Genomic DNA, 24,904 nt, shown 5'->3' on the forward strand with positions numbered 1-24,904 from the left:
AATGCTTAAAGCTTTTCTGATTCAGCGTATATTCTCAATCCCGACTGATATGCTCCTAATCGTTTTCTTGAAATACTCTCAGGAATTACGTGATTTCTGTGGCTTTGATGTTGTTCCTGATGCCTCAAAATTTACCCGTTTTAAACAGGATTTCCTGATGGACTTACAATCTATGTTCGTTCACATGGTTGATATGACCGAACCGATATGCCAAAAACTTGATCCTCATCTGGCGGCTATGACCATCTTCGATACCTCTGGCATTGAAGCCTGGGTGACTGAAAATAATCCAAAATACGCAAACCGTATTATCAAGCAGTTAAAGGCTTTCAAGAAATCCCATAACCTTGATGATTCCTATGATCCTTATAAGGCTGCTTATGGTTCCATGCCTACGCATGCTGCTTCCAATCAGGCAATCCAGCAGATGTACATTAATGGACATTTCTGTTACGCCTATAAGTTTGGCATTGTAACCAACGGACTTGGTATTGTCCGTGATATCACTTTCTATAACAAAGAGTTCCTAAAGGCTCATCCGGATATCGTTGTGGAAAAGAAATCTGACTCTCCTGATGAGGATAAATCTCTTGCCGATTCAAAAGCCCTGCTTCCTGTCCTGGTTGATTTCTTTCAGAAGCATCCGCTTATCGCCCCTAAGACTTTTCTTGGTGATGCTGCTTTTGACACGATTGAAATCTACAAATCTCTTTTCGGTGAAATTGGATTTGAAAAAGCATTTATTCCTCTCCGCGTTAAACTTTCTATGGAAGATAACGGTTATACCATCAACGAAAATGGTGTTCCCTGTTGTCCTCATGATCCTTCGCTTCCTATGAAAAGAGAAGGTAGTAAATCACACTTAAAAAGCAAAATTCCCACGATGAAATTTGTCTGCCCGAAAATGAAATGGGAATACAATAAAGCAGATAAAACAAAACGCCGTGTATGCCATTGTGATAATCCCTGCACAACATCTTCCTGTGGAAGAATGATTTACGTTTATCCCGAAAAGAATCTTCGTGCCTATCCCGGAGTGGAACGGGGGTCAGACGAATGGGAAGAAACATATAAAATCCGTGTAAACGTTGAAAAATCTATTAACCACTTTAAAGACAGCTTTTGCGTAGCTAATCGTAAAACCCAGAACGAAAAAACGCTTCATGCCGATTTACTTTTGGCTGGCATAGCTCAACTTGTTACAGTAATCGTTGCTGATAAAATTCATCAACATCAATACATCCGAAGTCTTAAGCCTTTGATTGCTTAAAATTGAGATTTTATAAATTTTTCTGCTTCATACTAACTATGAAGCCTTTTTGTCATGCCCTAAATGAATGACTGCCACCTTCCATTCCAAGAATCCTGCATTGCAGGATTCTATCCTTGTTTTCAATCAAGATTGCGAACTTGTTTCGCAATTACCTAATAATAGGTCTGTCCATGAAGCCCTCCACAAAGTATAACTTTGATAAAAAGTGCTGTCAACTCTATTTCTTCTTATGAAATTGTGGCAGATATTATGCTATCTTTTGAAATTGTGATGGATATGACAGTGTTTGTTACATGTGCAGCACGTTTTTGGCAATTCCCATTGTCGATTTACGGTGTGACACCAGAAGAATTGTCTTATCCTTTGCTTCTTTTTCCAGGCTTTTTAAAATAATGCCTTCATTCAAACTATCCAGATTACTGGTAGGCTCGTCTAAGAAAATGACATCTGCCTGGCTTAAAAAAGCTCTCGCAATTCCAATTCTCTGGCGCTCCCCTCCTGATACGGAGTCTCCTAACTCGCTTAACTTTGTGTCATAACCATCTGGAAGTGAGCATACAAACTCATGAAGAGACGCTTTTTTTGCTGCTTCTATCACTTCTTCTCTCGTCGCATTTTCCTTTGCAACCTTAATATTATTCTCAATCGTATCGGAAAAAAGAACGGTCTCCTGCGTCACGTAGGAAATGTGATTTCTTAATTCCTTTGTCGTAATTTCATTTACATTTGTAGTTTCATACTGGATGCTGCCACCTGACACTTCATAAAAACGCATCATCAGTTTTAGCAGGGTTGATTTTCCACAACCACTTTTTCCAAGAATTCCATGTATCGTATTTTTGGAAAATACATGGCTGAACTCAGAGAGCACCGCAGAATCTGCATCTTCATAAGAAAATGTCACGTCTTTTGCAAGAATATCTCCTTCTTCAAACGAAGCGCCATCTGTCACATCATAGACAACCGGTTCCTCCTCCAACAGATTTAAGACACGGTTTCCACTTGCAAGCGTCTGATTCAGATTGTTTGACAGCGCAGATAATGCTGCGGTCGGCCCAAAAGAGGACATCAGGGCAATGGTTACAATCAATACCTCTCCTTTGTCTAACATCCCTTTTTCAAATAGGAAACTCGATATTCCAAGCATCACAATCCCCGCTAAAAGAATCACACTGTCCGTTGTAATTCTTTGGATTGCCTCTTTTTTCTTTAGCGTACGATTTAATTCTTCTAACTCTTTGGTGCACGCCTCCATCTTTGCAAGGCGTTTCTTTTGCTGACCATACTGGATAATCTCGTCTAATCCATATAAATTGTCCAGTACAACGGTATTTAAATCACCGTATTTTTTCCGGTAGCGTATGCCATACTCCTGCCCTGCTTTTCCATTTAAAACCGGAATCACCACTCCTACCATCATGTAAAAGACAGCCGCAAGGATTCCAAGACTCACATGGTAGTGCCCCAGGAAAATACACATAACTACAGATGTAATTGCTGCAATTGCAATCGGTGAAATGGTGTGTGCATAAAAAACTTCCAATAACTCGATATCACTTGTAAGCACCGAAATCAGATTTCCTTTCTCACTTCCTTCTAATTTTGCCGGAGCTAATTTTCTAAGGGAAGCAAACACTTTCGAACGGATTCTTGCCAGCAGGCGAAACGCAATATTATGGTTGCTCGCCTGTTCTGCATAACGCAAAATCCCCCTTGACACCGCAAGTATGACAATCACCGTAAATAAGAATCGCCAGCTAATGTTTGCATAAAAGCCAAGCACCTTCCCTAGTCCTACTCCGCCAAGCACTGTGATAAAAGTTGCTGCAAGATTTCCCATGCATCCCATTAAAATTGCTACTGCCATAAGCCCTAGCAATGGTTTTACCATACCAATCAGACCAAGCATTACTCCAAATGCACTTCTGTTTTTTGTTTTCCTCTGTTCCATGCCCATCTAACCTACTTTCTTATCCTGATACCGCTCTAACTGTTTCTGCTCTAAGAACAATTTTGCATAATAGCCTTCCTGCCCCAGCAGTTCGTCGTGCGTACCATGTTCCACAAATGTCCCATTTTTCATCACATAAATCTGATTTGCCTTTGTCACATTCGCAAGCCTATGAGAAATCAACAGTACCACCTTCTCTTTTGCAAGCTGGCTGATGACCTGCATAATGTCATTTTCACTCTCCACATCAATATTAGAAGTTGCTTCATCAAATAAATAGACATCCGTCTGATGTAACAAGGCACGTGCAAGGGCAAGCCTTTGCTTTTGTCCACCGGACAGGTTAGACGCTTTCTCCAACAGCACCATAGAAAGTCCACCATTTTCCCTGACAAAAGAAAGCAGGTTTACTTTGCGAAGTGCCTCTAACATTTCTTCGTCACTCGCATCCTCTTTTCCCATAAGGAGATTCTCTCTGACGGTCCCTGCAAAAAGATAGCTGTCATGGCAGACTCTTGTAATCTTTTTATGTGAGAGTTCCGAGGAAACGCCTTCTATTTTTCTTCCATTGATTCGGATATTTCCCGCCTTTTTTTTCTGTTCTTTCATAAGCAGCGAAACCAGTGTGCTTTTTCCACAGCCAGACTCACCGACAATCGCAGTCAGCCCCTTTTTTGCCGTCATGGAAATGCCCTTAAGCACCGGCTGATTTTCTTCATAGGAAAATGAAACCTGTTCCAATTTAAGCCCCTGCTCCTTTGTCTCCATTTCTGTTTCTGTCGCCTCTACTGTCTCCTCTTTCTCATCGAGCAATGCAAAAATTTTATCTGCCGCGGCATTTCCGTTCATTGCAATATGAAAAAAAGACCCCAGCAGACGAAGCGGCAGGAAAAATTCGGATGAAATCATCATGATAAAAAAGCACTGTGGCAAATGGATTGCCCCTTTTTGTAATTCCAAAATACTAAGAACAATTCCGACTGCGGTTCCGCCATAGGCAACTAAATCCATCACACTGATGGAGTTCAACTGCATCACGAGCACACGCATTGTAATTTTACGGAAATTTTCAGACTCCTCGTCCATCTTTTTTGCATAGCGCTCGTCCGCCTGATAAATTTTTAACGTTGTAAGTCCCTGCAGGCATTCCAGAAATGAATCTCCAAGCTGTGTGTAAGTTCCCCAATATTTTGCCAGCATCTTTTTTGCAAACTTCTGGACTGCAATAATGGAAATCGGAATTAACGGCACGCAAAGCAGTAACACAAGTGCAACCTTTAAACTCATTTCTCCTACAATCACAAATAAGGTAAGCGGTGCAATCATACTATAAAAAAACTGCGGTACATATTTTCCAAAATAAATTTCTAACTGTTCTACACCTTCAGTACTAATCTGGACAATCTCCGCCGTCTTTAAACTATTTTTGTAGTTACTTCCCATCCGCATCAGTTTTTCATATACCAACGCTCTGAGGCGCTCTTTTAACTGTTTTGAGATGCAAAAAGAAAGCTGTTGATTCCAATAGGAAAGAAATCCTCTCACAATAAGTATCAAAAAAAGCGTTACCACAAGCTGTATGAAAGTCTGTGGTATACCTTTTTCCTTCACAACCGCCTCCACCATATCCGCAGTTGCAATCATTAGTACAATATTGGCAAAAAGCATGAGCCACTGCGTCAACACCATGCCAGCTATCATACTTTGATTTTCTTTAAACTCACGCATTAGTCTCTTGTGAAACATGTTATATCCTCTTTTCTATCTTTCCATCACATTTTTTATCTTTTGTGTATTTTGACTTTCACACTTCTTCTTGCTTCTTACATTCTTTATGGTTACATAAGCATGTTTGATTGCAAGAACCGGGTGATACCATAGCATCCGTGGTCCGGAAAAACGCATTACTTCTTTGATTTTTTCCTTTTTCTCCGGTGCGTAGCAGTGTACCTTACATGCACTACAAAAAGTTTTGGTCTCCATAAACGGACATTTGCTGGTGCGAAGCGCAGCATAATCAGCAAGTTCCTTACATTCCGCGCAAAGTCCCCCCTTTGTTTTATGTTTCTTTTTGCAATACACCTCTATCATCAGGCGCACGATGCGCTCCTCTTCTTGTCTTTTCTTATTCACATCCACTGGAATATTCCCCTCTCTTTTGCTAGTTAGTCCATTCTAACCACAATAGAATAGCGAATTTTTTCTGGTAACGCAACAAAAAAGGCACTACTGATAAAATCTATCAATAGTGCCTTTTTCTTGTTTTAAGACTTACAGATTATGGCAGTTTTCCTTACTGGATTGCCTTAAACGCCTCGTCTAAGTCTTCAATAATATCATCAATGTTTTCTGTTCCGATGGAAAGACGGATTGTGTTTGGTTTGATTCCCTGATCTAACAACTCTGCCTCGTTGCACTCGGAATGTGTGGTAGATGCAGGATGAATTGCAAGAGATTTCACATCTGCAACATTTGCAAGAAGTGAGAATAACTCTAAGTTATCAATAAATTCCTGTGCTTTTTTTGCATCCCCTTTGATTTCAAAGGTAAAGATAGAGCCACCGCCATTTGGGAAGTATTTTTTGTAGAGTTTCTGCTGTTCTGGGTCCTCTGAAATAGATGGATGGTTTACTTTCTCTACAAGCGGCTGATCCTTTAAGTACTGAACAACCTTAAGTGCATTCTCTACATGACGTTCTACACGAAGGGATAATGTCTCAAGTCCCTGTAAGAAAATGAAGGAATGTACCGGTGAAATGGTTGCACCTGTATCTCTTAAGAGGATTGCTCTAATATAGGTAGCAAATGCTGCCGGAGCGCAGTCTTTCGCAAAGCTGACACCATGGTATGATACATTAGGCTCAACTAACCATGGGAATTTTCCACTTGCTTCCCAGTCAAAGTTACCGCTGTCGATGATAACACCACCGATTGTAGTACCATGACCACCGATGAATTTGGTTGCGGAATGGATGACAACGTCTGCGCCATATTCAATCGGGCGAACCAGATATGGTGTTGCAAATGTATTATCCACCAAAAGTGGGATGTTATGCGCATGTGCAATTTTTGCAATTCGCTCGATATCCACAACCTCTGAGTTTGGATTTCCAAGTGTTTCAATCTCGATTGCTTTTGTATTTTCTTTGATGGCAGCTTCGATTCCATCATAGTCGAATGGGTCTACGAAAGTTGCCTCAATTCCGTAATCTGGAAGTGTGTGTGCCAATAAGTTATATGTTCCACCGTAAATATTTTTTGCTGCTACCACATGGTCTCCTGCATGAGCCACTGCCTGGAATGCATAAGTCAATGCTGCTGCACCGGAACCAACAGCAAGTGCTGCAACACCACCCTCTAATTTTGCAATTCTTTGCTCGAATACATCTTCTGTCGGGTTGGTAAGTCTTCCGTAAATATTTCCTGCATCACGAAGGCCGAAACGGTCTGCTGCATGCTGGCTGTTATGGAATACATAAGAGGATGTCAGATAGATTGGAACTGCTCTTGCATCGGTAACCGGGTCTGGCTGCTCCTGTCCAACGTGTAACTGTAAAGTTTCAAATTTTAAATTTCTTTCTGAATATGATTTTTTTGCCATAATAGACTCCTTTCCTGTGAGAAAAATATATCTTTCACATGAAGCATTCTTTTCTTTTTTGTGCTTCTGTTTTTATTTCCTACTTGATTACAAGGACATCTTATCATCTTAATTCCTACCTGTCTAATATGAAAAAACATCATCCAGTTATAGGCGTATCCTATATCTGAATGATGTCCTTATTCCACACAAATCCTGTTATACTTGTTCCTCTTTGGTCAGGAATTCTTCCAGGAGTTCGCTGCCCGTCTCATACTCGATCTGTTCCATCGCATCGCAAAGCTTTGCAAGCAGACTTACCTTTCTATCCTCTAATACAATTTTCTGCAATTGTGCAATCGCTTTTTCAATTGCATTCAAATCATAATCATCAAATCCTTTTTTCACGTCCTCCCAACATCTTCGTTCTTCCTCTGGCGAAACCACTTCTTTTACAGGTGCAGTCTCCTTTTGCGTCATACGCTTTAATTTTTCCTGAAGTTCTTCGAGTACCTCCCGGTACTCTTCCATAAAGTCTCCCAGGTTCTCCCGCAAAAAGAGTAAATGTCCTGCCTTTGCCGCCATTTCCATAATCTCCGCAGAACGTGCCATCGAAGGGAATCCCATCTGTCTCATCAACCCTTTCACGCCGTGCACCTTGATACGGAAAAGTTCGACATCTTCCCTTGCATACTGTTCCAGACTTTTTTCCAGTTCCTCTAATTCCCTTACCACCACACGATACGTCTTTTGTCTGTTCTGTTCCCGCAGACTTGCATCACTTTGATAGTTTTCCATGTTTTGCCCAACACAGGAAACTCTGAATGCCTCCGGGAGAAATTGTTCGAATTGTGCATTTAATTCATTTAATTTAATTGGTTTGGTAAGAAAACCTTCCATTCCGTGTTCTCTTGCCTTTAATCTTGTCTCATTGGATGCATCCGCTGTCAGAAGAATCATCGGCATCTTGTATTCTTTCCGCAGTAATTCCGCCGTCTCCATCCCACTTAACCCAGGCATCATCTGGTCTAAAATCAAAAGGTCGTAAGGATGCCTTTTTACACGCTCAAGTGCTTCTTCTCCGCTTGAGGCAACCTCCGGTTTGATGTTCCAGATGGATGCTAATTCCGCAAAAATCTCCTGGTTGACTTTCATATCATCTACAAGAAGTACCCTCGCCTCTGGATAATTCCAGTTTTTGATAAAAAAGGTCTCCTCTTCCTCTTCGTCAGATACCGGCTCCTTACTCTCCCAGTGAGATGGCTCGATTACACTACTGTTCTCACTTAATTCCTGCCAAAAAGAAAGTGTAATTGTAGTACCCGTTTTTCCATCACTAAAAGCTTTCACTTCCCCATCCATAAGCCTGGCGAGATTTTTTACAATCGCAAGTCCTAATCCAATCCCCTCTTCCTTATCTGCCCCTGCGTGGGTCACATATTCTTCAAAAACTTCCTCAATTTCTTCCTCACTCATTCCGCTCCCGGTGTCTTTCACCATGCAGGTCATTTTTACTTTATTTACTTTATTTTCTTTCTTTTCCATCTCGGCAAAAATTTCACAGGTAATGCTGCCCTTTTGCGTATACTTCACTGCATTATACAAAATATTTTGCAGCATCTCACGGACCCTTAGCGAATCTCCCACCAGTTCTTTTGGACATTCTGTGCGATAGTTCAATGAAAATTGTACCTGTTTTTGTTTCAGTTGAACCACGGTAAGTTGTGCTAGTTCCTCCATCAGCTCCCGGAACGAATACGCCTCCCGGAGTAAAATAAGCTTTCCTGTCTCAATTCTAGAATAGAGCAAAATATCATTTACAATCGAAAGCAGTGATGCACCGGCTTTTTTCATCTGTTTTAGGTAATTCCGGTTTCTCTGCGATAAATCCTTTCTGGCGAGCAAAATATCGTTTAATCCAAGCATCGCGTGGAGCGGGCTTCTTAAATCATGACTCATATTGGCAAGAAATCTGCTCTTAAAGACGGAACGTTTCTCTGCTTCCTGACGAAGTTCCTCCATCTTTTGCATTTCCTGCTTTTCTTTCGTAATATCGGTAAACGAAACGATATAGCCACATGACCTTCCATGCACCTTCCTCTTTTCCACATGGCAGCGATAACATCTTTTTCCAATCAAAAATTCTTCATCCACAGCCTGATCCAGATTTTCTTTCTTCTGCTGTTCTATGGGAACTTCTTTTTCCTCTTTTTCAAACAGTGTCCTTGCTGCCTGATTTGCCTTTAAAAAATATCCATCTTCATCATATAATACAATTGCGGCATCCGAGGAATCAAACAGATTTTCCTGCAATAGTACTGACGTATCCTCCAGCTGGTCTGTTTTCATCAAATATAAAGCAATCAGACACGACCCTGCTATGGAAATCGGAACAAGCACATCCTCCGGCATCTTTGTTAAATTGTGAATCAATAGTGCAATCTCCGGCAACACCAGCGCAAGATATAACATATTTGCCACGTGATGTTCCCTCATGTTCAAATAACAGTTCTGATATACATAGGTTGCCAGCACCAATACCAGAATCAGATATAAAAAAATATAAATGGTAAAACAAAGACGGTATAACTCATGATTATGATACAAAATCATTGCCATTGCATACATAAATAGCATGCTAAAAATCAACAACGCATCTCCCCATTTTGGCATTTTTAAGTAACTAAATTCCAGAATATAATACACCAGAACATAAAGTGCCTGTATCAAAATCACATTTTCCAAGATAACGATGACCTTGCTTAAGTCAATCGCATATTGCAACACCTGCAATACATTGTAGGCACTGATTAGACAAAGTAAAAGGGGCAACAGTCTGTGTGCCTTAGACTGAATGCCCTTTCTTATATAATAGAATATAACAGAAAACGTTATCAAAAAACAAATACACTGTATTGCAATCATCATCCGATATCACTACGTCCTTCCAAAATTCTTTTTATTTCTGATCGAACATATACCGGTTTATACGGTCTTACAATATAGCCGGATACCTTTAACTGTCTACAGCGAAGCACTGTCTCCCTGTCACAAAGCGCTGTCACGAAGATAATCGGAACTTTTCCTTTTGTAAGCTCTAACATGCGCTCCGCCGTCTCAATGCCATCCATTTCCGGCATATCAATATCAAGAAGAATCAAATCCGGAAATCCCTTTTTTTCGAGATAGGTAAGCGCCTGACTTCCTGATTTCATCAAGATAACCTCATAACTATATTTTAAGATTTCGTTGAGTACCTGAAGATTGGATTTCATATCATCTACCACCATAACCTTGGCATGGTAGAAATCTTTTATCATTTCCTTACGCTCTTCCTCATACCCTTCCATCACTTCCTGTTTCTGGTCTGTGATGCACTCTAATCCGATACTCAGATATTCTTTTCTGGAAAGATCCAGCAATTCCCCGGAATAGAGTTTTACGACAGGTCTTAGATTGTGAACCTCACTATTGTCAAAAATAATCCCTTTTTGTCCATTAGATAAGCTCACTTCCGTACCCTTCGGGTAAAGCGGAACATGGCACATTAACATCTCTACTGCTTCTTTATCAAAAAGGAATCCACAGCCTCCCATCAGATACTCAATCGCCTCTTTCGGCGAATATGGGTCTTTGTAAGGTCTTTTAGACACCAGTGCGTCGTAAACATCCGCCACATGCAAAATCTTGGTCAAAAGCGTCTGTTCATCTCCGGTAATTCCATTCGGATATCCGGTTCCGTCCACATTTTCATGATGAAGTAATACTGCATTTTTTACCTGCGCTGACAAATCCCATCTCTCACAAATCAATTCATAGGAAAGTCTGGAATGTGTTTTGATAATGGCGTACTCTTCCGGTGTTAAGCGCCCCGGTTTATTTAAAATATCAGGAGAAATCAGTAACTTTCCAAAATCGTGTAACAACGCAGCTATCACGAGATTGCGAAGATCTTCCTCTGGCAGTTGATAGCCCATTCCTATAATACAGGAAATGACAGCCACATTTACAGAATGGGCATAGGTGTAATCATCATAGGTTCGAAGATCCGTAAGATCCAGTGAGATATTTCCCTTATCTAAAATCTCCTCCACAATCTTTTTGGCAACATCCATACACATATCGACATCGCGGTTTCTGACGCTCTGCAGCCCCTCTGCGCGAAGCTGTGGGGAAATTGCTGCCTCAATCTCAATATCTTCCGAAAAATCGTCACTAATATAGACCCCGTCAAAACCAAAGTCTAACAAGCGTTCAATATAGTTTTCTGAAAGCGGAGTGTTTGCTCCCACAAGAATTCTTCCATATGAATCATATACATCATATGCCAGTCGCATTCCTGTCTTTGCATTCTTTAGTGAAATATATCTCATAAACTCTACATGTTCCTCCTCGTGTGTACACCTGATACTACCCTTAAGTATAGCATGTTTTTCCTTTTTCTAAAATCCCTTTTCCTAAGAAAATCAGGTCCTTCTTGAAAGAATTTTTCTTAAAAAGGACCTGATTTTTTATTTTATATTCTTTTATGTAAAAATTATATTTTCACCCACACAATTTCTACTCTGCAATCAAGGCTGCAGATACATCCTGCATGGTCAGATTATGGTTTCCTAACACAGCACCACTTTCCGGTGTTCCAAGAAGCAACGCAAACTCTCCTGTATTCGTTGTATCCTCTGTCCAGATTGTTTCTACTTCATAGTCGAGCTGCTGGCCTGCTGTTACTGTGATGTCGTCATAATAACCTTTATAGCCATTCGCAGGATCACGGAATGCAAGTTTACATGTACGATTCACATCTGAGACGACGGAAAACTTAATCCGATACCTTCTGTTCTTTTCCAAAACAAGATTCTGCTGTGCAAGCTGAATATCCCAATTGTTTGTTCCAGAATTGTCGATTGCAAGTGTATAAACACCATCTTCCTGCGATGCTGACACATTACATGCAGGGTCCGCATAAGTATAGAGACCATTTAATATATTTTCTCCTTCTGGCTGCGTCGGCGTAATCACTGGTGCCTCAATCTTCTCTAAGGAAATCTGGTCGAAGCAGACACGATGTTTCTGTGAAATCTGTATGCCATCAACAGCTCCAAGTGTAAAGGACAAAATCGAATGCAAGTCTGTTGCGCTTGACATCTCAAACTCAAGTCTTATTGTCTGATATTGATTATCCCCCCGCAATTCCACAATCTTACTTCCTGTATACGGAATCCAGTTATTATCTGCGGAACCATCTCTTTGAATCGCATACATAATCTTACGGTTTAAGTCGGATTTCACATCAAACTGCAAACGATACCATTGACCTTCCTCTAACACAATGTCATTCTGTTTCAACTGGATATACCAGTCTGTATCTCCTGTATTTTCAATTGTGATGTCTGCTGCATTATTTTCCTTTAAGCTGTCTACCACAACCGTTGCCAATCCATCCGAATATTTGTAGAACTCATAACCGGAAAGACCTGCATTAAAAGAACCGTTTTTTATCAAAGAATCTTCTACAATCTTGATATTGTCAAGATATACTTCCCCATTTCCGGTCATTTCAAATCGTAAATCTTTGTTTTCATAAACATTGTCTTGAATCTTCATGGTATAAGTCTGACTCTGATCCGTTAAGGTATACGACTGCTCCACGCCTGCTGCTTTTACAAGTAAAGCTACATTTCCTCTTGCAACAAAAGACAATTCATAATTGACACCATCGTTAAACGCAAGTCCTTTCTGTTCCACCACAAGTGGATTGTCCTGCATATGTGCTACTATTGCATGAAGCTCCCTGACATTATCTTCATTTGTAACAGACACTGCGCCAGCATCAGATGTCTCCCAGTATGCAAATCTTCCCTCGCCTTCCTGGAATTCTCCATTGTATACAAGACTTCCATTCGCAAGAATTGTTTTTTCTTCCTGTTCATTTGGATCTGCATCGCTTACCATTCGAATCACAACATTTTTTAAATCAATTTCTGCAATAGAACCTGCATTTCCCATATTAAATTCCAAGCGGCCATTGGCATCACTATCCTCTGTCATCTTGAAGGTATAAGCGAAATGCGTCCAATCTGGCGTTAATACTGTATTTTCACTCATATACGCCATGTAAGACCGATCTGGTGCTTTCACAGCCGTATTCATAGTCCTTGCTTCCGCTGCTTTGGCATCATAAGACACCTCGTAGGTTGCCCCCTTCTTAAACGGAACTCCTGCCTGTACAAGCTGAACGCTATAATCTACACTGCCAGCACTCTTTGTCTGGATCTTCATCATATTATCTTCAATCACAGCCTGTGCCTCTCCACCATTTGCAGCTAAGAATTTCCAATCCACATCATCTGTTAAACTTTCTTTCGTCTGGAAACTTCCGTTATTAATATAGTTTCCATTTTCATCTGGATTACGTAACACAATCTCCTTTTTCGGTTTTGTCACATTCTCATCATAACTGTCTTTCTGATATACTCTCACATAATCAACGACAAGCTGTGCGCGCTCATCAAATGGTGTTTCTTCATCGATATCACCTACCCAAGAACCACCAACCGCAACATTTAAAATCATATAGAATGGCTGATCAAATGGTGCCGGATACGCAACCGTTCCCACGTTTTTCTTTGTGGAATACCAGTCCTGTTCCTCATGATATAGAACACCATCTACATACCATTTTATAGAACCTGGCTCCCATTCACATCCAAACACATGATATTTATTTGCAAAATCTCCACTCCTAAGTATCTTCGTTCCCTGGCTCTGTGCATGTGGTTCTCCATAATGAATGGTTCCATATAATTTATTTGTCTGCTGTCCCATTACCTCCATGATATCAATTTCACCACATTTTGGCCACTGACCATAAAGGTTTTCATTGGATGGCATCATCCAGAATGCCGGCAGATAACCAGAACCTTCTGGGACTTTTGCGCGACATTCAAAATAACCATATTTAAAATCATGTTTTCCCTGTGTATTTACTCTTCCAGATGTATAGCTGACATTTCCATTCTCATCTACTATTTTCTTAGGCTGGATAACTAAATTACCATCTTTTAAGAAAACATTATCATCACTCTTTACATAGGATTGCAATTCTTCATTTACCCATCCTGGCTCATGAATTTCATAGTTCCAATCCGTTTCTGCCAAAGAAGCCTCCTCAAATTCGTCCTCCCACACCATATGATATTTCGACCAGTCTGGTTCCTTTGGTGTATCCGGTTTCTCTGGTGTGTCTGGTTCCTCTGGTGTGTCCGGCTCCTCTGGTGTGCCCGGTTCCTCTGGTGTGTCCGGCTCCTCTGGTGTGCCCGGTTCCTCTGGTATGTCTGTTTTCTCTGGTTCATCTGGCGTGTCCGATTCAGCTGGTGTATCCGGCTTCTTTGGTGTGTCCGGTTTCTCTGGTTCGCCTGGTGTGCTCGATGTACCAGATGGTCTAACATTCTGTTCTGGAGTCACATTTATAGCCTCGCTTCCTGACGTATTATTTGCTGTAACAACATTCACTTTTTGACTGTTCTTCTTCTCTTTATTGACTGTTCCAAGCATTTCCAATGTATTGTCGTTTGTCACGACAAGCATAACTGAAAGTTTTTTACTTTCTACCGCCCCTTTAATCGCATCTTTTATCTTTCTGATAACCAGATTCTGAATATCTTCCTGCTCAGACGTAACAGATAGCTGAATCTTTCCATCTGCTTTTAAAAATCCCATCTCATACGTACAGGATATAATCTCATCCATACATTTTTCTAATGTCAGATTTTTTTTATCTAATGTTTCAATCACCTGCTTTGCATCGTCATTGACCGCTTCTATTGCAAGTACATTATTTTCCTCATCAAGATAAATACGAAATTCTGGATTAATCTTAATTGTAATTACCGATGCATATTCTTCTGGTGGAACAAAATCCGTTTCTGTCTCTGGTTCCATCGTCCGCTCTTCATCCTCCTGTGCTATCTGTTCCTCTTTTTCAGTCTCCTCCTTGACCATCACATCTTTTGCTCCTGTCTCTTGTCTTTGCTTCAAAAGTGAAATGCAAAGACAAGTTCCCGCGATAATTACCCCAATTATCACCGCGCCCAAAATCATGTAGCGCTTTCTCTCCTTACTCCATTTGCTTAACATAAAAAACCTCCCTTTTCTTTCTGCATCCTTTCGAGTGTCCCACTACTCTGATGCATGTACCTTTAAGATACAAAAGAAAAGGGAGTTTAAAAATCATTTTTTTGAACTAAATATCATTTTTTTGTCATCTTTTTCACTCTTATTCATCCACACAACAATGCTTCGTGTGCAATAACTGATGTGAACGTCTAGAAAGTGGTTTCTCCAAATAGTCCTGATATAATTTTATTACATCCGGATTCTCATGTGAAAAACGAATCGCTGCATGCTCATCTAAAAAATACAGTTTTTCACCACGAACTGCTGCAAGCTCCTCGCCGTCGCAGATAGGTTGTCCACCACCGCCGACACATCCGCCTGGACAGGCCATCACTTCCACAAAATCATAGTGAACCTCTCCACGTTCTATCGCTTCCATCAGCTTTCTGGTATTGCCTAAACCACATACCACTGCTGCCTGCACCGTATCGGCTCCTAACGTGATTTGTGCCTCTGTCACACCATTTTCTTTTGAGTTTCTCACATTCAAGAATGCATCCGCAGACGGATTTTTCCCATTTACAAGGAAATAAGCGCTTCGAAGTGCTGCCTCCATCACGCCGCCTGTGGTTCCAAAAAGAACGCCTGCTCCGCTTCCTTCTTTCATCAGAGCATCACATTCTACATCCTCTAAATACTTTGGATCTAAATGCGCAGAGCGAATCATTCTCGTCAATTCCCTTGTCGTTAACACGGCATCCACTTCATGACCTGCATACTCTCCGTCATAAAAATCCATTTCTGCCTCTGCTTTTTTTGCCACACAAGGCATGATGGAAACCGTGTAAATATTCTCCGGTGCAACATTGATTGCTTTTGCAAAATAACTTTTCATCACGGCACCAAACATCTGCTGTGGCGATTTTGCCGTGGAAAGCTGTGGCAGGAAATGTGGAAACTGCGTTTTTAAAAAGCGTACCCATCCCGGACAACAGGAGGTAAACATTGGGCGGAACTTCGTCTCACCCTTTCCAAAACGCTCCAGGAATTCATTTCCTTCTTCCATGATGGTAAGGTCTGCGGAAAACGCAGTATCAAACACATAATCAACGCCCATTTTCCGCAGTGCATCCACAATTTTTCCAACGGATGCTTCCTCCCTGGACAAGCCAAGTGCCTCTCCCCAGGCTGCGCGCACCGCCGGTGCAATCTGCGCAACGACAATCTTTTTCTCATCTGCGATTGCATCCCATACTTTTTCGGTATCATCACGTTCTCTTAATGCGCCAACCGGACAGTGCGTCACACATTGTCCGCAAAGTGCGCAGTCTGCCTCTGTAATCTTACGGTTCCCAGACACTCCTACTGTCGTTCTCGAACCGGTTCCTGCCACATCCCAGACATGCAGTTCCTGTACTTTATCACAAATCTGGATACAGCGCATACATTTTACACATTTGGCACTGTCACGGATGATTGGAAAATCTTTTTCCCACGGAACCGTTTCCAATCGCTCCCGGTACGGAAGGTCGATGATATTCAAATCATTTGCCACGCCCTGAAGGGTACAGTTTCCACTTCTGACACAGGTTGCGCACTTACAGTCATGCTGCGACAATAACAGCTGAACGGTTCTTCTCCGATGCGCCCGCACCTTCGGGCTGTTCGTGTGAATGACCATTCCCTCTTTTACCACGTTGTTGCAGGAAGTGATTAATTTCTCCATTCCCTCTAACTCTACGACGCAGATTCGACAGGCTGCAATTTCATTGATGTCTTTCAGATAGCAAAGCTTCGGAATTGAGATATGCTGCTGCCCTGCGGCCTCCATAATGGTCGTGCCTTCCGGTACACTAAATTTCTTTTCATCTATTGTAATCGTTACCATATCTTCTCACGACCTCCTTTCAGAATTCCATAGCCAAAATGATCGCAGCGCAAGCATCTGCCTGCCTCCTGTTTTGCCTCCGCTTCTGTCATGCAGTTTTCTACACCTTCAAAATCACAGACTCTCTCCCCTGCTTCCCGTTCTGTTAAATTGACACGTCCGCAAGGCGGTCTGTCATCCAATCTTGCCGGTGGGATTTCCACATCACAGGAAATGATATGGCGGTATCCTAAGTATTCATCTATATTTGCTGCCACTACCTTTGCCGCTGCAATCGCCTTGATTACCGATGCCGGCCCGGATGCACAGTCTCCTCCAGCAAAAACGCCTGGAATATTATCAAATCCACCGTATTTTTCGGTTAAAATTTTACCGCGTCTGACCGGAACACCGGCTTCCTCAAAATGCTTCGTCTCAATATCCTGTCCGATTGCCACGATAATGGTCTGACAGGGAATTAAGATATCCTCTTCCCCGGTCGGCACCACACTTGCCCTTCCATCTTTGATTTTGCTAATCATCTGAGGGGTCACATAAAGTCCTGACACCGCACCGTTTTCATCCACTGCAATCTTAGCTGGTGCCATCAGGGTCTGCACTTCAATCCCTTCTGCAACTGCACCTTCAATTTCCGCCGGCAGTGCTGTCATATCTGCCACTCTTCTGCGGTAAATGATGCTTACCTTTTTGGCACCTAAACGTCTTGCGGTTCGCACTGCATCCATGGAAACGTTACCGCCACCGATTACAGCAACTTCCTGTCCGGTCAGATCCGGATTACATTCTTTTCCCACATCACGTAAAAACTGTACGGCTGAGAGAACCCCTTTTGCCTGCTCTCCCTCAATGCCAAGCTTTTTGTCGGTGCTTGCCCCAATAGTAATCAGTACTGCATCGTACTCTTTTCGAAGAGACTGAATCGTGATATCCTCTCCGATACGAAGTCCATGCTTCACCTCGACTCCGGTCTTTAGAATTGCCCAGATGTCATCCTCTAAACGTTCCTTTGGAAGTCTGTAATTTGGGATTCCATAACGAAGCATTCCGCCAAGTTTTGGCAACATCTCATACACCGTTACCTGATGTCCCATCAACTGTAAGTAATAAGCTGCGGAAAGGCCACCCGGTCCGCCACCAACAATTGCAACTCTCTTTCCGGTGGAAGGCGCGCACTTCGGTGGCTCCACCCTTCTGGCATAATCCGCTGCAAAACGTTTTAATCCTCTGATGTTAATGGCATCATCCACAAAGTTTCTCCGACATCTTGCCTCGCAAGGATGTTCACAGATAAATCCGCATGTAGTTGGAAATGGATTGTCCTTTCGAATCAGGCGAATGGCATCTTCGTATCTTCCTTCCCCAACCAGTGCCACATAACCTGGCACATCTACATTTGCCGGACATAACGCCACACATGGAACCGGCTGTTTGGACTGACAGATGCATTTTCCCAGTAAAATATGTTCCTCATAGTCATCCCGACAGCCGATGATGCTCTTGTGTACCATCTCTGCCGCCTCGTATCCAATCGCACAATCCGCTGAATCCATAATGGACGTCGCTAATTTTTCCATCTCATCCAAAATACTCATTTCTGCCTTGCCATTCATAATATCGGTCAGCATATTTTTCAGCTGCCATAGACCAATCCGGCATGGAACACATTTTCCACATGTCTGTGCATGACACAACTCCAAAAATGCTCTCGTAATGTCCACGGGACATAATCCAGGCGGGCTGGATTCGATTCTTCGCTCAAGATCTTTGTAAAGCCCCTCAATTACAAGCTGTGCCTGACCTGGATTTGGAATTTCAAGTCTGCTCATGTTTTCTCCTCCTCTTTCCTTAGAATGCGACGAAAAATGACTTCGTCTGCCTGATAATTTCATTATAAAGGAGCATTTTCGGAATTTCAACGAATGTTAATTTCTTGTCGGGGATGTTAAATTATTATCATTTTTTTACAAATCCGGCAGACTGTCTGCCACACAAAGCGACCCAAATCCAGTCATGGGGTTTGGACTTTGCAGCCCAGGTAACTGCCTTGCTCCGCGCAATAAATAGGCCTTCATTTTCTCTCCATACAGATACGGATCATTTCCATTTAAAATCCCCCATTCCATCAAAAGTGCTGCCGCTCCCGTCACGAACGGTGTTGCCATGGACGTTCCGGTCCGCACCGCATATCCTCCACCCGGAGCCGTCGATGTAATGTCAACGCCGGGAGCAGCCAAATCCGGTTTCACCTGATTGGTCTCTCTCGTAAATCCTCTCCCGGAAAAGGAAGCATATTGATTATAGTAAGCATCGTATGCTCCTACCGTAATGGCACGCCCTGCCGTGGATGGAATCGTCAGCGTCGTCTCTGCCGTCGGCCTTAAAAAAAGTGTATCCTGATTCAAAACACCACCCGAAGGAAACCACATATCATAATTGCCCAGCACAATTTTTTGTGGAATCAGGCGAAGTTCCCAGACGCCAGAATCGACATACTCTCTTACCGGAATAAAGTCAAAATAAATTTCCTGGTACGGGCTAAACGGACTTGGCTCCCCATAATACAGTAAAATCTGTGTCCCCTCGATTGTAAAACGCTGTGGTCCCTGGATTCTTTGCACGGTTCCCACCACTTTTCCAGACGGATGCACCAGAGAAACTGCCACCTCATCTAAATAGGATTTCCATAGTTGCAGATTCAGCCCTGTTTCGTATTCTCCAATTGCAAACTCCACGACCTCCATCTGACTTTGCTTTATGACTCCAGACGTATGACGTCCTGCCGCCCCCTCATTTCCGCTTCCAATTACAATTGTAGTTTTCCAGCTGTTTGCCATCTCATTTAAGTACGTTTCAATCAAAGACGTACCGGAATGGGAACCATAATTATTTCCAAAGCTAAGATTCAGGGCAATCGGCATCCCATAGTTTCTTGCCTTTCTGATACAGTAATCGACCGCCTCCATCAGCTGCGTGGTTCTTGGAAACGCATTTCTTTGCTGCACCCCAAGCTTTACAATAAGAAGTTCGCTCTCAAAAGCAACACCGCGGTATTTTCCGTTAGAAGCCCTCCCGTTTCCTGCTGCAATTCCTGCCACATGTGTGCCATGCCCCGATATATCCCTGCTCGGACAGATGGCATAGCGTTCTGCCTCCGTTGGCATACGAAGTGCCTCATTGATTTTCTCCCTGCTATATTCCACCCCCTGCAAAAATCCTTCTGGCGGCCTCTCTGCTCCCCCTTCTTTTGGCACAATCGTCTGATCCCACAAATCAAGAATCCTTGTCGTTCCATCTGCATTTAAAAAATCTGGGTGCGCGTAATCAATTCCAGAATCAATGCAAGCCACGATGACACCTTTTCCGGTCAAATGATTTGTCCCTGTCTTTTGCACATTTCCTGTTACAGCTGTCTGAAGCGGCAGAATACACGACGAACGAATCCCCTGATTTACCGCAAAAAAAAGAAGTTTTGGCTTTTCCATATATTCAATCGACGGAAATGCTGCCACGGTCTCCACCAGATTTTGTGGAATTTTTAAAATGGCATATCCATTACTAAGACTCGTAACCGTAATCATGGGAAATGCCTCTAATAATGCCTCCCTGGTTCCCCCATATTTCACGACAACCTCCCAGACATTGTCTGTTTCATCAAAGCCGATATGAAGTTCAATCGATTTTTCACGTTCTCTCTCGGTTGCATCCAGGGCAAGATTTAAAAGATTTTCTATTTTTTCATTATTTTCCGATGCCACAACGTGCTCCTGTTAAACATTCTTTCTAAAATATACGCGTCATGTTTTCTCATCGGAACAAAATTGACTTGTCATTGTGCAATTTGCCAGGGAGAAAATAAGAATCCTGCTTGCAGGATTCTCCGCCTGCGGCGGGTCGCATTTGCGACATTATTCAACTCCGCCGCAGTGCGATCCTCGCGGAGCATTTTTTTGTAATAGGAAATTTCCTATTACAAAAAAAGAACCATGAAACACTTCATGGTCCTAAAAATTATTTTTATTCTTTTGTCTGAAATTTCTTTTTGTATACGGTACACACTGTAATTGCAACCAACGTTCCAATGATTCCTCCGCAAAGGACATCCGTCGGATAATGGATTCCGATATAAAGTCTGGAAAATCCCATTAGAAATGCATAGATAAGTGCCGGCACACCGTATTTTTTCGGCAACATGATAAACATGACCACCGCAGTTGCAAACGAACTTCCGGTATGTCCGGACGGGAACGATAAATCAACCGCCTTCGGCACCATAAGGTGTAAACCATCAATCACTTCGTAAGGTCTTGTCCGCGCCACTAAATTTTTCAAAATCAGATTGTTAATCACAAACGCCCCACCCAGGGAACATGCCATCAAAGTTCCTGTCTTTCTGGTCTTTTGAAAACATAGAAATGCGACAGTAAGGAAAATCCAAATAAATCCAATATTTCCTGTTTTGGTAATAAATTTCATAATCGGTGTCAGGAAATCATTTCGGACATTATCCTGAATCCAAAGCAATATTCCTGCATCTATCTGCCATAATGTATGTAACATATTTCTGATACGCTCCTGTTTTTCTTTTGTCTCCCCATATTCTAGATTGTGTATTATACACAAACTTTTTCAGATTCGCAACTGTTTTTTCACCTAGATTATCTGCTAAAATAAGCATCAATTCCATTTGCAATTCCATTTGCAAGCTGATTCTGATACTCGTCCGTTGCCATCAACTGATCCTCATTCGGATTTGTCATATAACCCATCTCAACGATTGTCACCGGAACACTGCACCAGTTGATTCCACTCATGGTATCTGTTTCCCAGACATATTCTTTTTTACAGCCACACGCAGAAACCAGACCGTCTAACACATCATCCGACAACGCCCTGCTTTGACTGTAATAGGCACTGTTATAAGGATTGGACGCTGTCTGACAGATGGTCATTGCACCGTTTGCACTCGAACTTTCCGATCCGTTTGCATGAATTCGGATAAACGCATCCGCACCGGCATTGTTCGCCACCGCAGCACGTTCACTGTTGCTGATATTCACATCGTTGGTGGTACGCACCATAATAACCTGATATCCTCTGTTCGTAAGCTCCGTCTGAAGCTTTAATGCAACCTGTAATGTCAGTTCATACTCTGGCAAACCGGTTACAACACCGCTCGTTCCGCCTGCTACCTTTGCTTTCATCTCGGAAGAACCTGGTCCTATCGGTTCCTTTTCGCTGTTTCCTCTGCTCTGATGTCCTGCATCGATGCAGACGACATACGAACCACGGTCAGCCGGCGCATTTTCCTGAACCGCCTCCTGACTACTGGTATCTGAAACCGCTTCCTGCGTCTTACTTTCCTCCGTCTTTGTTTCTGTCACATTACTCTCCTCTGTTGCTTCTTCTGTTGCTTCTTCTGTGACTTCTTCCGTCACTTCCTCTGTCTCCACCGGATTTGATGTTTCCTGCTCTGATGTTTCTTGTTGTAACACTTCTTTTTGTGGTACGTCTTTTTTCCCACATGCCGCTATCAGGCAGACGATAAGAAGAAATGCGATACATCCTATTTTTTTATAACTCTTCATGATTCCTCCCAAATTAACACAATTTTTCAATTGTATTATAGCATAACAAAAATACCCATGCATCTTAATTTTTCGGATGAATCACCTTATCCATGATGTCCGCAAGCGGAACCATCGCGTTCTTCGCTTCCTCGTAAGTGTTATTCTGATCCCCAACCTCAATCAGGGTGCTTTTCGGCAGAAAATGCATGTTATACCGATAACCCTTCAGATAAATCTTTCTGGAATAATCGGGATAATACTGCGCTGCCGTAAGCTGCATCTGAAAGGAAAATGCCAGGTTGGCATCTAAGTTTGGATTGGCAAGATACGCAATATCCCCATGCGCTGTCGTATGGCTTAGCCCATTGAAAAACATGATTTTTGCCATCTCTGTTCCATCTACATTTGTAGTTGTTTTTGTGTCACCTAAAATTCCATTCCTATGTAAGTCAATCACAACCTCTACACCTGGATTTTCTGCTAAAATCTGTTGGATATGCGGTGCTGCCACACTGTATGCCTTGTCGTGTTCCGGTATATCATAAATTCCGGTATCATGAATGACCTGATATCCATATTGTTCCCGCAAAATCTGTGCCAGATATTCACCCACGCCTACAATTGTAGTTGAAGTGTCCTCATAATTCGTATCCACAAACCCTTCCTGCGAATGGGTATGATAAATCAAGATTTGTGGCGTCGTGGCATCATGGGAAAGGGACATGTCCATTCCCAACATATTTTCTGCATTTAGCTGCCTTCCGTCTGTCGTTGTCGTACTGTCCACCGAATAAAAATTTTGAATCAGATAGTCAAAATCATTCAGTTTTTCAATCGGATAATCCACTAATTTTTCTGTTCTTTTCGCAACGGACATGGTCGTTTCCGCTGCCTCTATTTCTTCCGTGACCGGCGGTTCTTCCCTTACGGCAGCTTCCGTTTCTGGCTGTGGCTGCTGTTCTTGCCCATTTGCAGCGGAATCTTCCCCCAGAAAAAGTTCATCCGAACCCTCCCTTTCTAACACAACCTCATAGGATAGCTCGCTCTCCACCAAAGTCTCATATTCGACCTCCTTTTTTACATATTCATTCAACGGAAAAAAGGAATCCATCACACACTCTGCCATTGTTTTGGTATCGTTCGTCCCTGTTCCATGATACAGGTTTGGTGCATATAGTTTTAATATTTTTTCATAACAAAAGGACTCTGCCTCTTTTTTCAAATGTAAGGCATCTGATTTTACCTCCATTTTTCCTAAGAAAAGAGATAGCGCACAGATTCCGATGAAAAAAAGGCAGATAAGCATTGCATATTTTCTTCGTTTTCTTTTTTTGAAATACATATTACACTATATGCATGTCCCTTTCTTTTTATGTCACGGTTTTTATGCAAAAACAGCCTCCGAAAACGCAAGGTTAATTCCTTCTGAAATGGTAAAACTAAGTCGTTTGATGGACTCGTCAATGTCCTTTGGCGTCACAAACATAGTATTTAAGTTCGGAGAAAGCAGTTCCCGAATCAGTTCATATTTTTCCGCATCGCTAAATTCCTCTAAGGAATTTCCAATCGTCTTAAGCAGCTTGCTCTGGCTCATCGCTGCAATTAAATTATGCATCGTATCATTTACAATGGTGGCTGCATCCACAACGGTCGGCACCCCAATGGAAATCACCGGAACTCCTAAACTTTTCTGATTTAACCCGTGTCTGTGGTTTCCGACTCCGCTTCCCGGATTTATCCCCGTGTCGGTAACCTGTATTGTCCGTTTGAGCCTTCTGGTGCTTCTCGCTGCTAACGCATCAATCACAAGCACAAAATCCGGTTTTGTCTCCTTCATAATTCCGTGTACAATCTCCACGCTCTCCATCCCGGTCTGTGCCATGACACCTGGTACGATACTGCTGACCCTTGGAACGGTCTTTTCCCCAAATGCATACTTTCCGTATTCTTTTAAAATATGTCTGGTGATAAACAAGTTATCGACGACCCCGGGTCCTAGCGCATCCGGTGTCACTTCCCGGTTTCCAAGCCCTACCACCAAGACCGAGTAATCTTCTTTCTTATCCGGAATCAGCTTCTTTATCACATTTGCTAATTCCTCGGACACCTCCCTGTGATATCCCTCGTCTTCCTCCTCTAAGCTTCCCGCCTCGATTGTAATGTACGTTCCCTTTGGTTTTTCCATCGTTTTTGCACCGTTTTCTGTTTCAATTACAACTGTACTTACGACCAAATCCGTTCCCTTTTTTTCCTCTAGGAAACGCACTCCCTTTAGGTCTGCATGTTCCTCCTGCTTTTGTTCCTGTGTTTCTAATGCTAAGTCTGTTCGAATCTGATACATAAGAATTCCCACACCTTTCCTGGACGTGTCCTGGCACACTCTCCATTTTTTTCTCTTTCCTAGGTATTTTTTACATCTTTTTTCAAATTATGTATTGACAAAATGTGATTCTTATCCTAAGATATTCTAGTATGTTTACATTGAACTGTCCGTGTCCGGCTTTAATGTAACAATCATGAACAATAACAA

General features: G+C 42.2%; 14 protein-coding genes and 1 pseudogene (1 of these 15 only partly in view). 1 reads left to right on the plus strand and 14 read right to left on the minus strand.

What is annotated here, in order from left to right; translation table 11 throughout:
- Window positions 1–1,190: pseudogene (locus tag BIV16_RS07915) on the plus strand (transposase); it begins 188 nt to the left of the window's first position.
- Between the two features lie 372 nt (window positions 1,191–1,562).
- On the opposite strand, the gene BIV16_RS07920 reads toward BIV16_RS07915, so the two are convergent.
- The 14 genes from BIV16_RS07920 to gpr all read right to left on the minus strand — a co-directional run bounded on the left by BIV16_RS07920 (window position 1,563) and on the right by gpr (window position 24,715).
- Window positions 1,563–3,230 carry an ABC transporter ATP-binding protein gene (locus tag BIV16_RS07920; RefSeq protein WP_075681510.1) on the minus strand — a complete coding sequence of 556 codons (1,668 nt, stop codon included), beginning with the start codon at window positions 3,228–3,230 and terminating at the stop codon, window positions 1,563–1,565.
- Window positions 3,231–4,970, minus strand: coding sequence for an ABC transporter ATP-binding protein/permease (locus BIV16_RS07925; RefSeq protein WP_075681512.1), 1,740 nt, complete (start codon window positions 4,968–4,970; stop codon window positions 3,231–3,233).
- A 15-nt stretch (window positions 4,971–4,985) separates the two neighbouring features.
- Window positions 4,986–5,315 carry a nitrous oxide-stimulated promoter family protein gene (locus BIV16_RS07930; protein WP_242940408.1) on the minus strand — a complete coding sequence of 110 codons (330 nt, stop codon included), beginning with the start codon at window positions 5,313–5,315 and terminating at the stop codon, window positions 4,986–4,988.
- 202 nt (window positions 5,316–5,517) lie between these two features.
- Window positions 5,518–6,825 (minus strand): O-acetylhomoserine aminocarboxypropyltransferase/cysteine synthase family protein, encoded by a 1,308-nt coding sequence (locus BIV16_RS07935; RefSeq protein ID WP_075681516.1) that lies wholly within the window; start codon window positions 6,823–6,825, stop codon window positions 5,518–5,520.
- 198 nt (window positions 6,826–7,023) lie between these two features.
- The gene (locus BIV16_RS07940; protein ID WP_075681518.1) at window positions 7,024–9,732 is read right to left on the minus strand and encodes a response regulator; all 2,709 of its coding nucleotides are present in this window, start codon (window positions 9,730–9,732) and stop codon (window positions 7,024–7,026) included.
- Window positions 9,729–11,177, minus strand: a complete 1,449-nt coding sequence (locus BIV16_RS07945; RefSeq protein ID WP_075681520.1) for an HD domain-containing phosphohydrolase — start codon at window positions 11,175–11,177, stop codon at window positions 9,729–9,731. Before BIV16_RS07945 ends, BIV16_RS07940 begins: the two co-directional genes overlap by 4 nt.
- A 187-nt stretch (window positions 11,178–11,364) precedes the next feature.
- Entirely contained in the window at window positions 11,365–14,940 is a 3,576-nt protein-coding gene (locus BIV16_RS07950; protein ID WP_075681522.1) for a carbohydrate binding domain-containing protein, read from the minus strand.
- A 139-nt stretch (window positions 14,941–15,079) separates the two neighbouring features.
- Entirely contained in the window at window positions 15,080–16,807 is a 1,728-nt protein-coding gene (locus tag BIV16_RS07955) for a [FeFe] hydrogenase, group A (protein ID WP_075681524.1), read from the minus strand.
- Complete coding sequence (locus BIV16_RS07960; protein WP_075681526.1) at window positions 16,801–18,633, minus strand: NAD(P)-binding protein; 1,833 nt, start codon at window positions 18,631–18,633, stop codon at window positions 16,801–16,803. The genes BIV16_RS07955 and BIV16_RS07960 overlap by 7 nt, the downstream gene beginning before the upstream one ends.
- 135 nt (window positions 18,634–18,768) lie before the next feature.
- Entirely contained in the window at window positions 18,769–20,562 is a 1,794-nt protein-coding gene (locus tag BIV16_RS07965; RefSeq protein WP_075681528.1) for a S8 family peptidase, read from the minus strand.
- 259 nt (window positions 20,563–20,821) lie between these two features.
- Window positions 20,822–21,364, minus strand: a complete 543-nt coding sequence (locus BIV16_RS07970) for a phosphatase PAP2 family protein (RefSeq protein WP_075681530.1) — start codon at window positions 21,362–21,364, stop codon at window positions 20,822–20,824.
- A gap of 98 nt (window positions 21,365–21,462) precedes the next feature.
- Window positions 21,463–22,392 carry an N-acetylmuramoyl-L-alanine amidase gene (locus BIV16_RS07975; RefSeq protein ID WP_075681532.1) on the minus strand — a complete coding sequence of 310 codons (930 nt, stop codon included), beginning with the start codon at window positions 22,390–22,392 and terminating at the stop codon, window positions 21,463–21,465.
- 64 nt (window positions 22,393–22,456) lie between these two features.
- The gene (locus BIV16_RS07980; protein WP_330546265.1) at window positions 22,457–23,623 is read right to left on the minus strand and encodes a stage II sporulation protein P; all 1,167 of its coding nucleotides are present in this window, start codon (window positions 23,621–23,623) and stop codon (window positions 22,457–22,459) included.
- Window positions 23,624–23,758: 135 nt separating this feature from the next.
- On the minus strand, window positions 23,759–24,715 hold the full coding sequence (gene gpr, locus BIV16_RS07985) for a GPR endopeptidase (protein WP_075681534.1): 957 nt from the start codon (window positions 24,713–24,715) through the stop codon (window positions 23,759–23,761).
- Between the last annotated feature and the right edge of the window lie 189 nt (window positions 24,716–24,904).

The organism is Roseburia sp. 831b, assembly GCF_001940165.2.
Lineage (GTDB): Bacteria > Bacillota > Clostridia > Lachnospirales > Lachnospiraceae > Roseburia.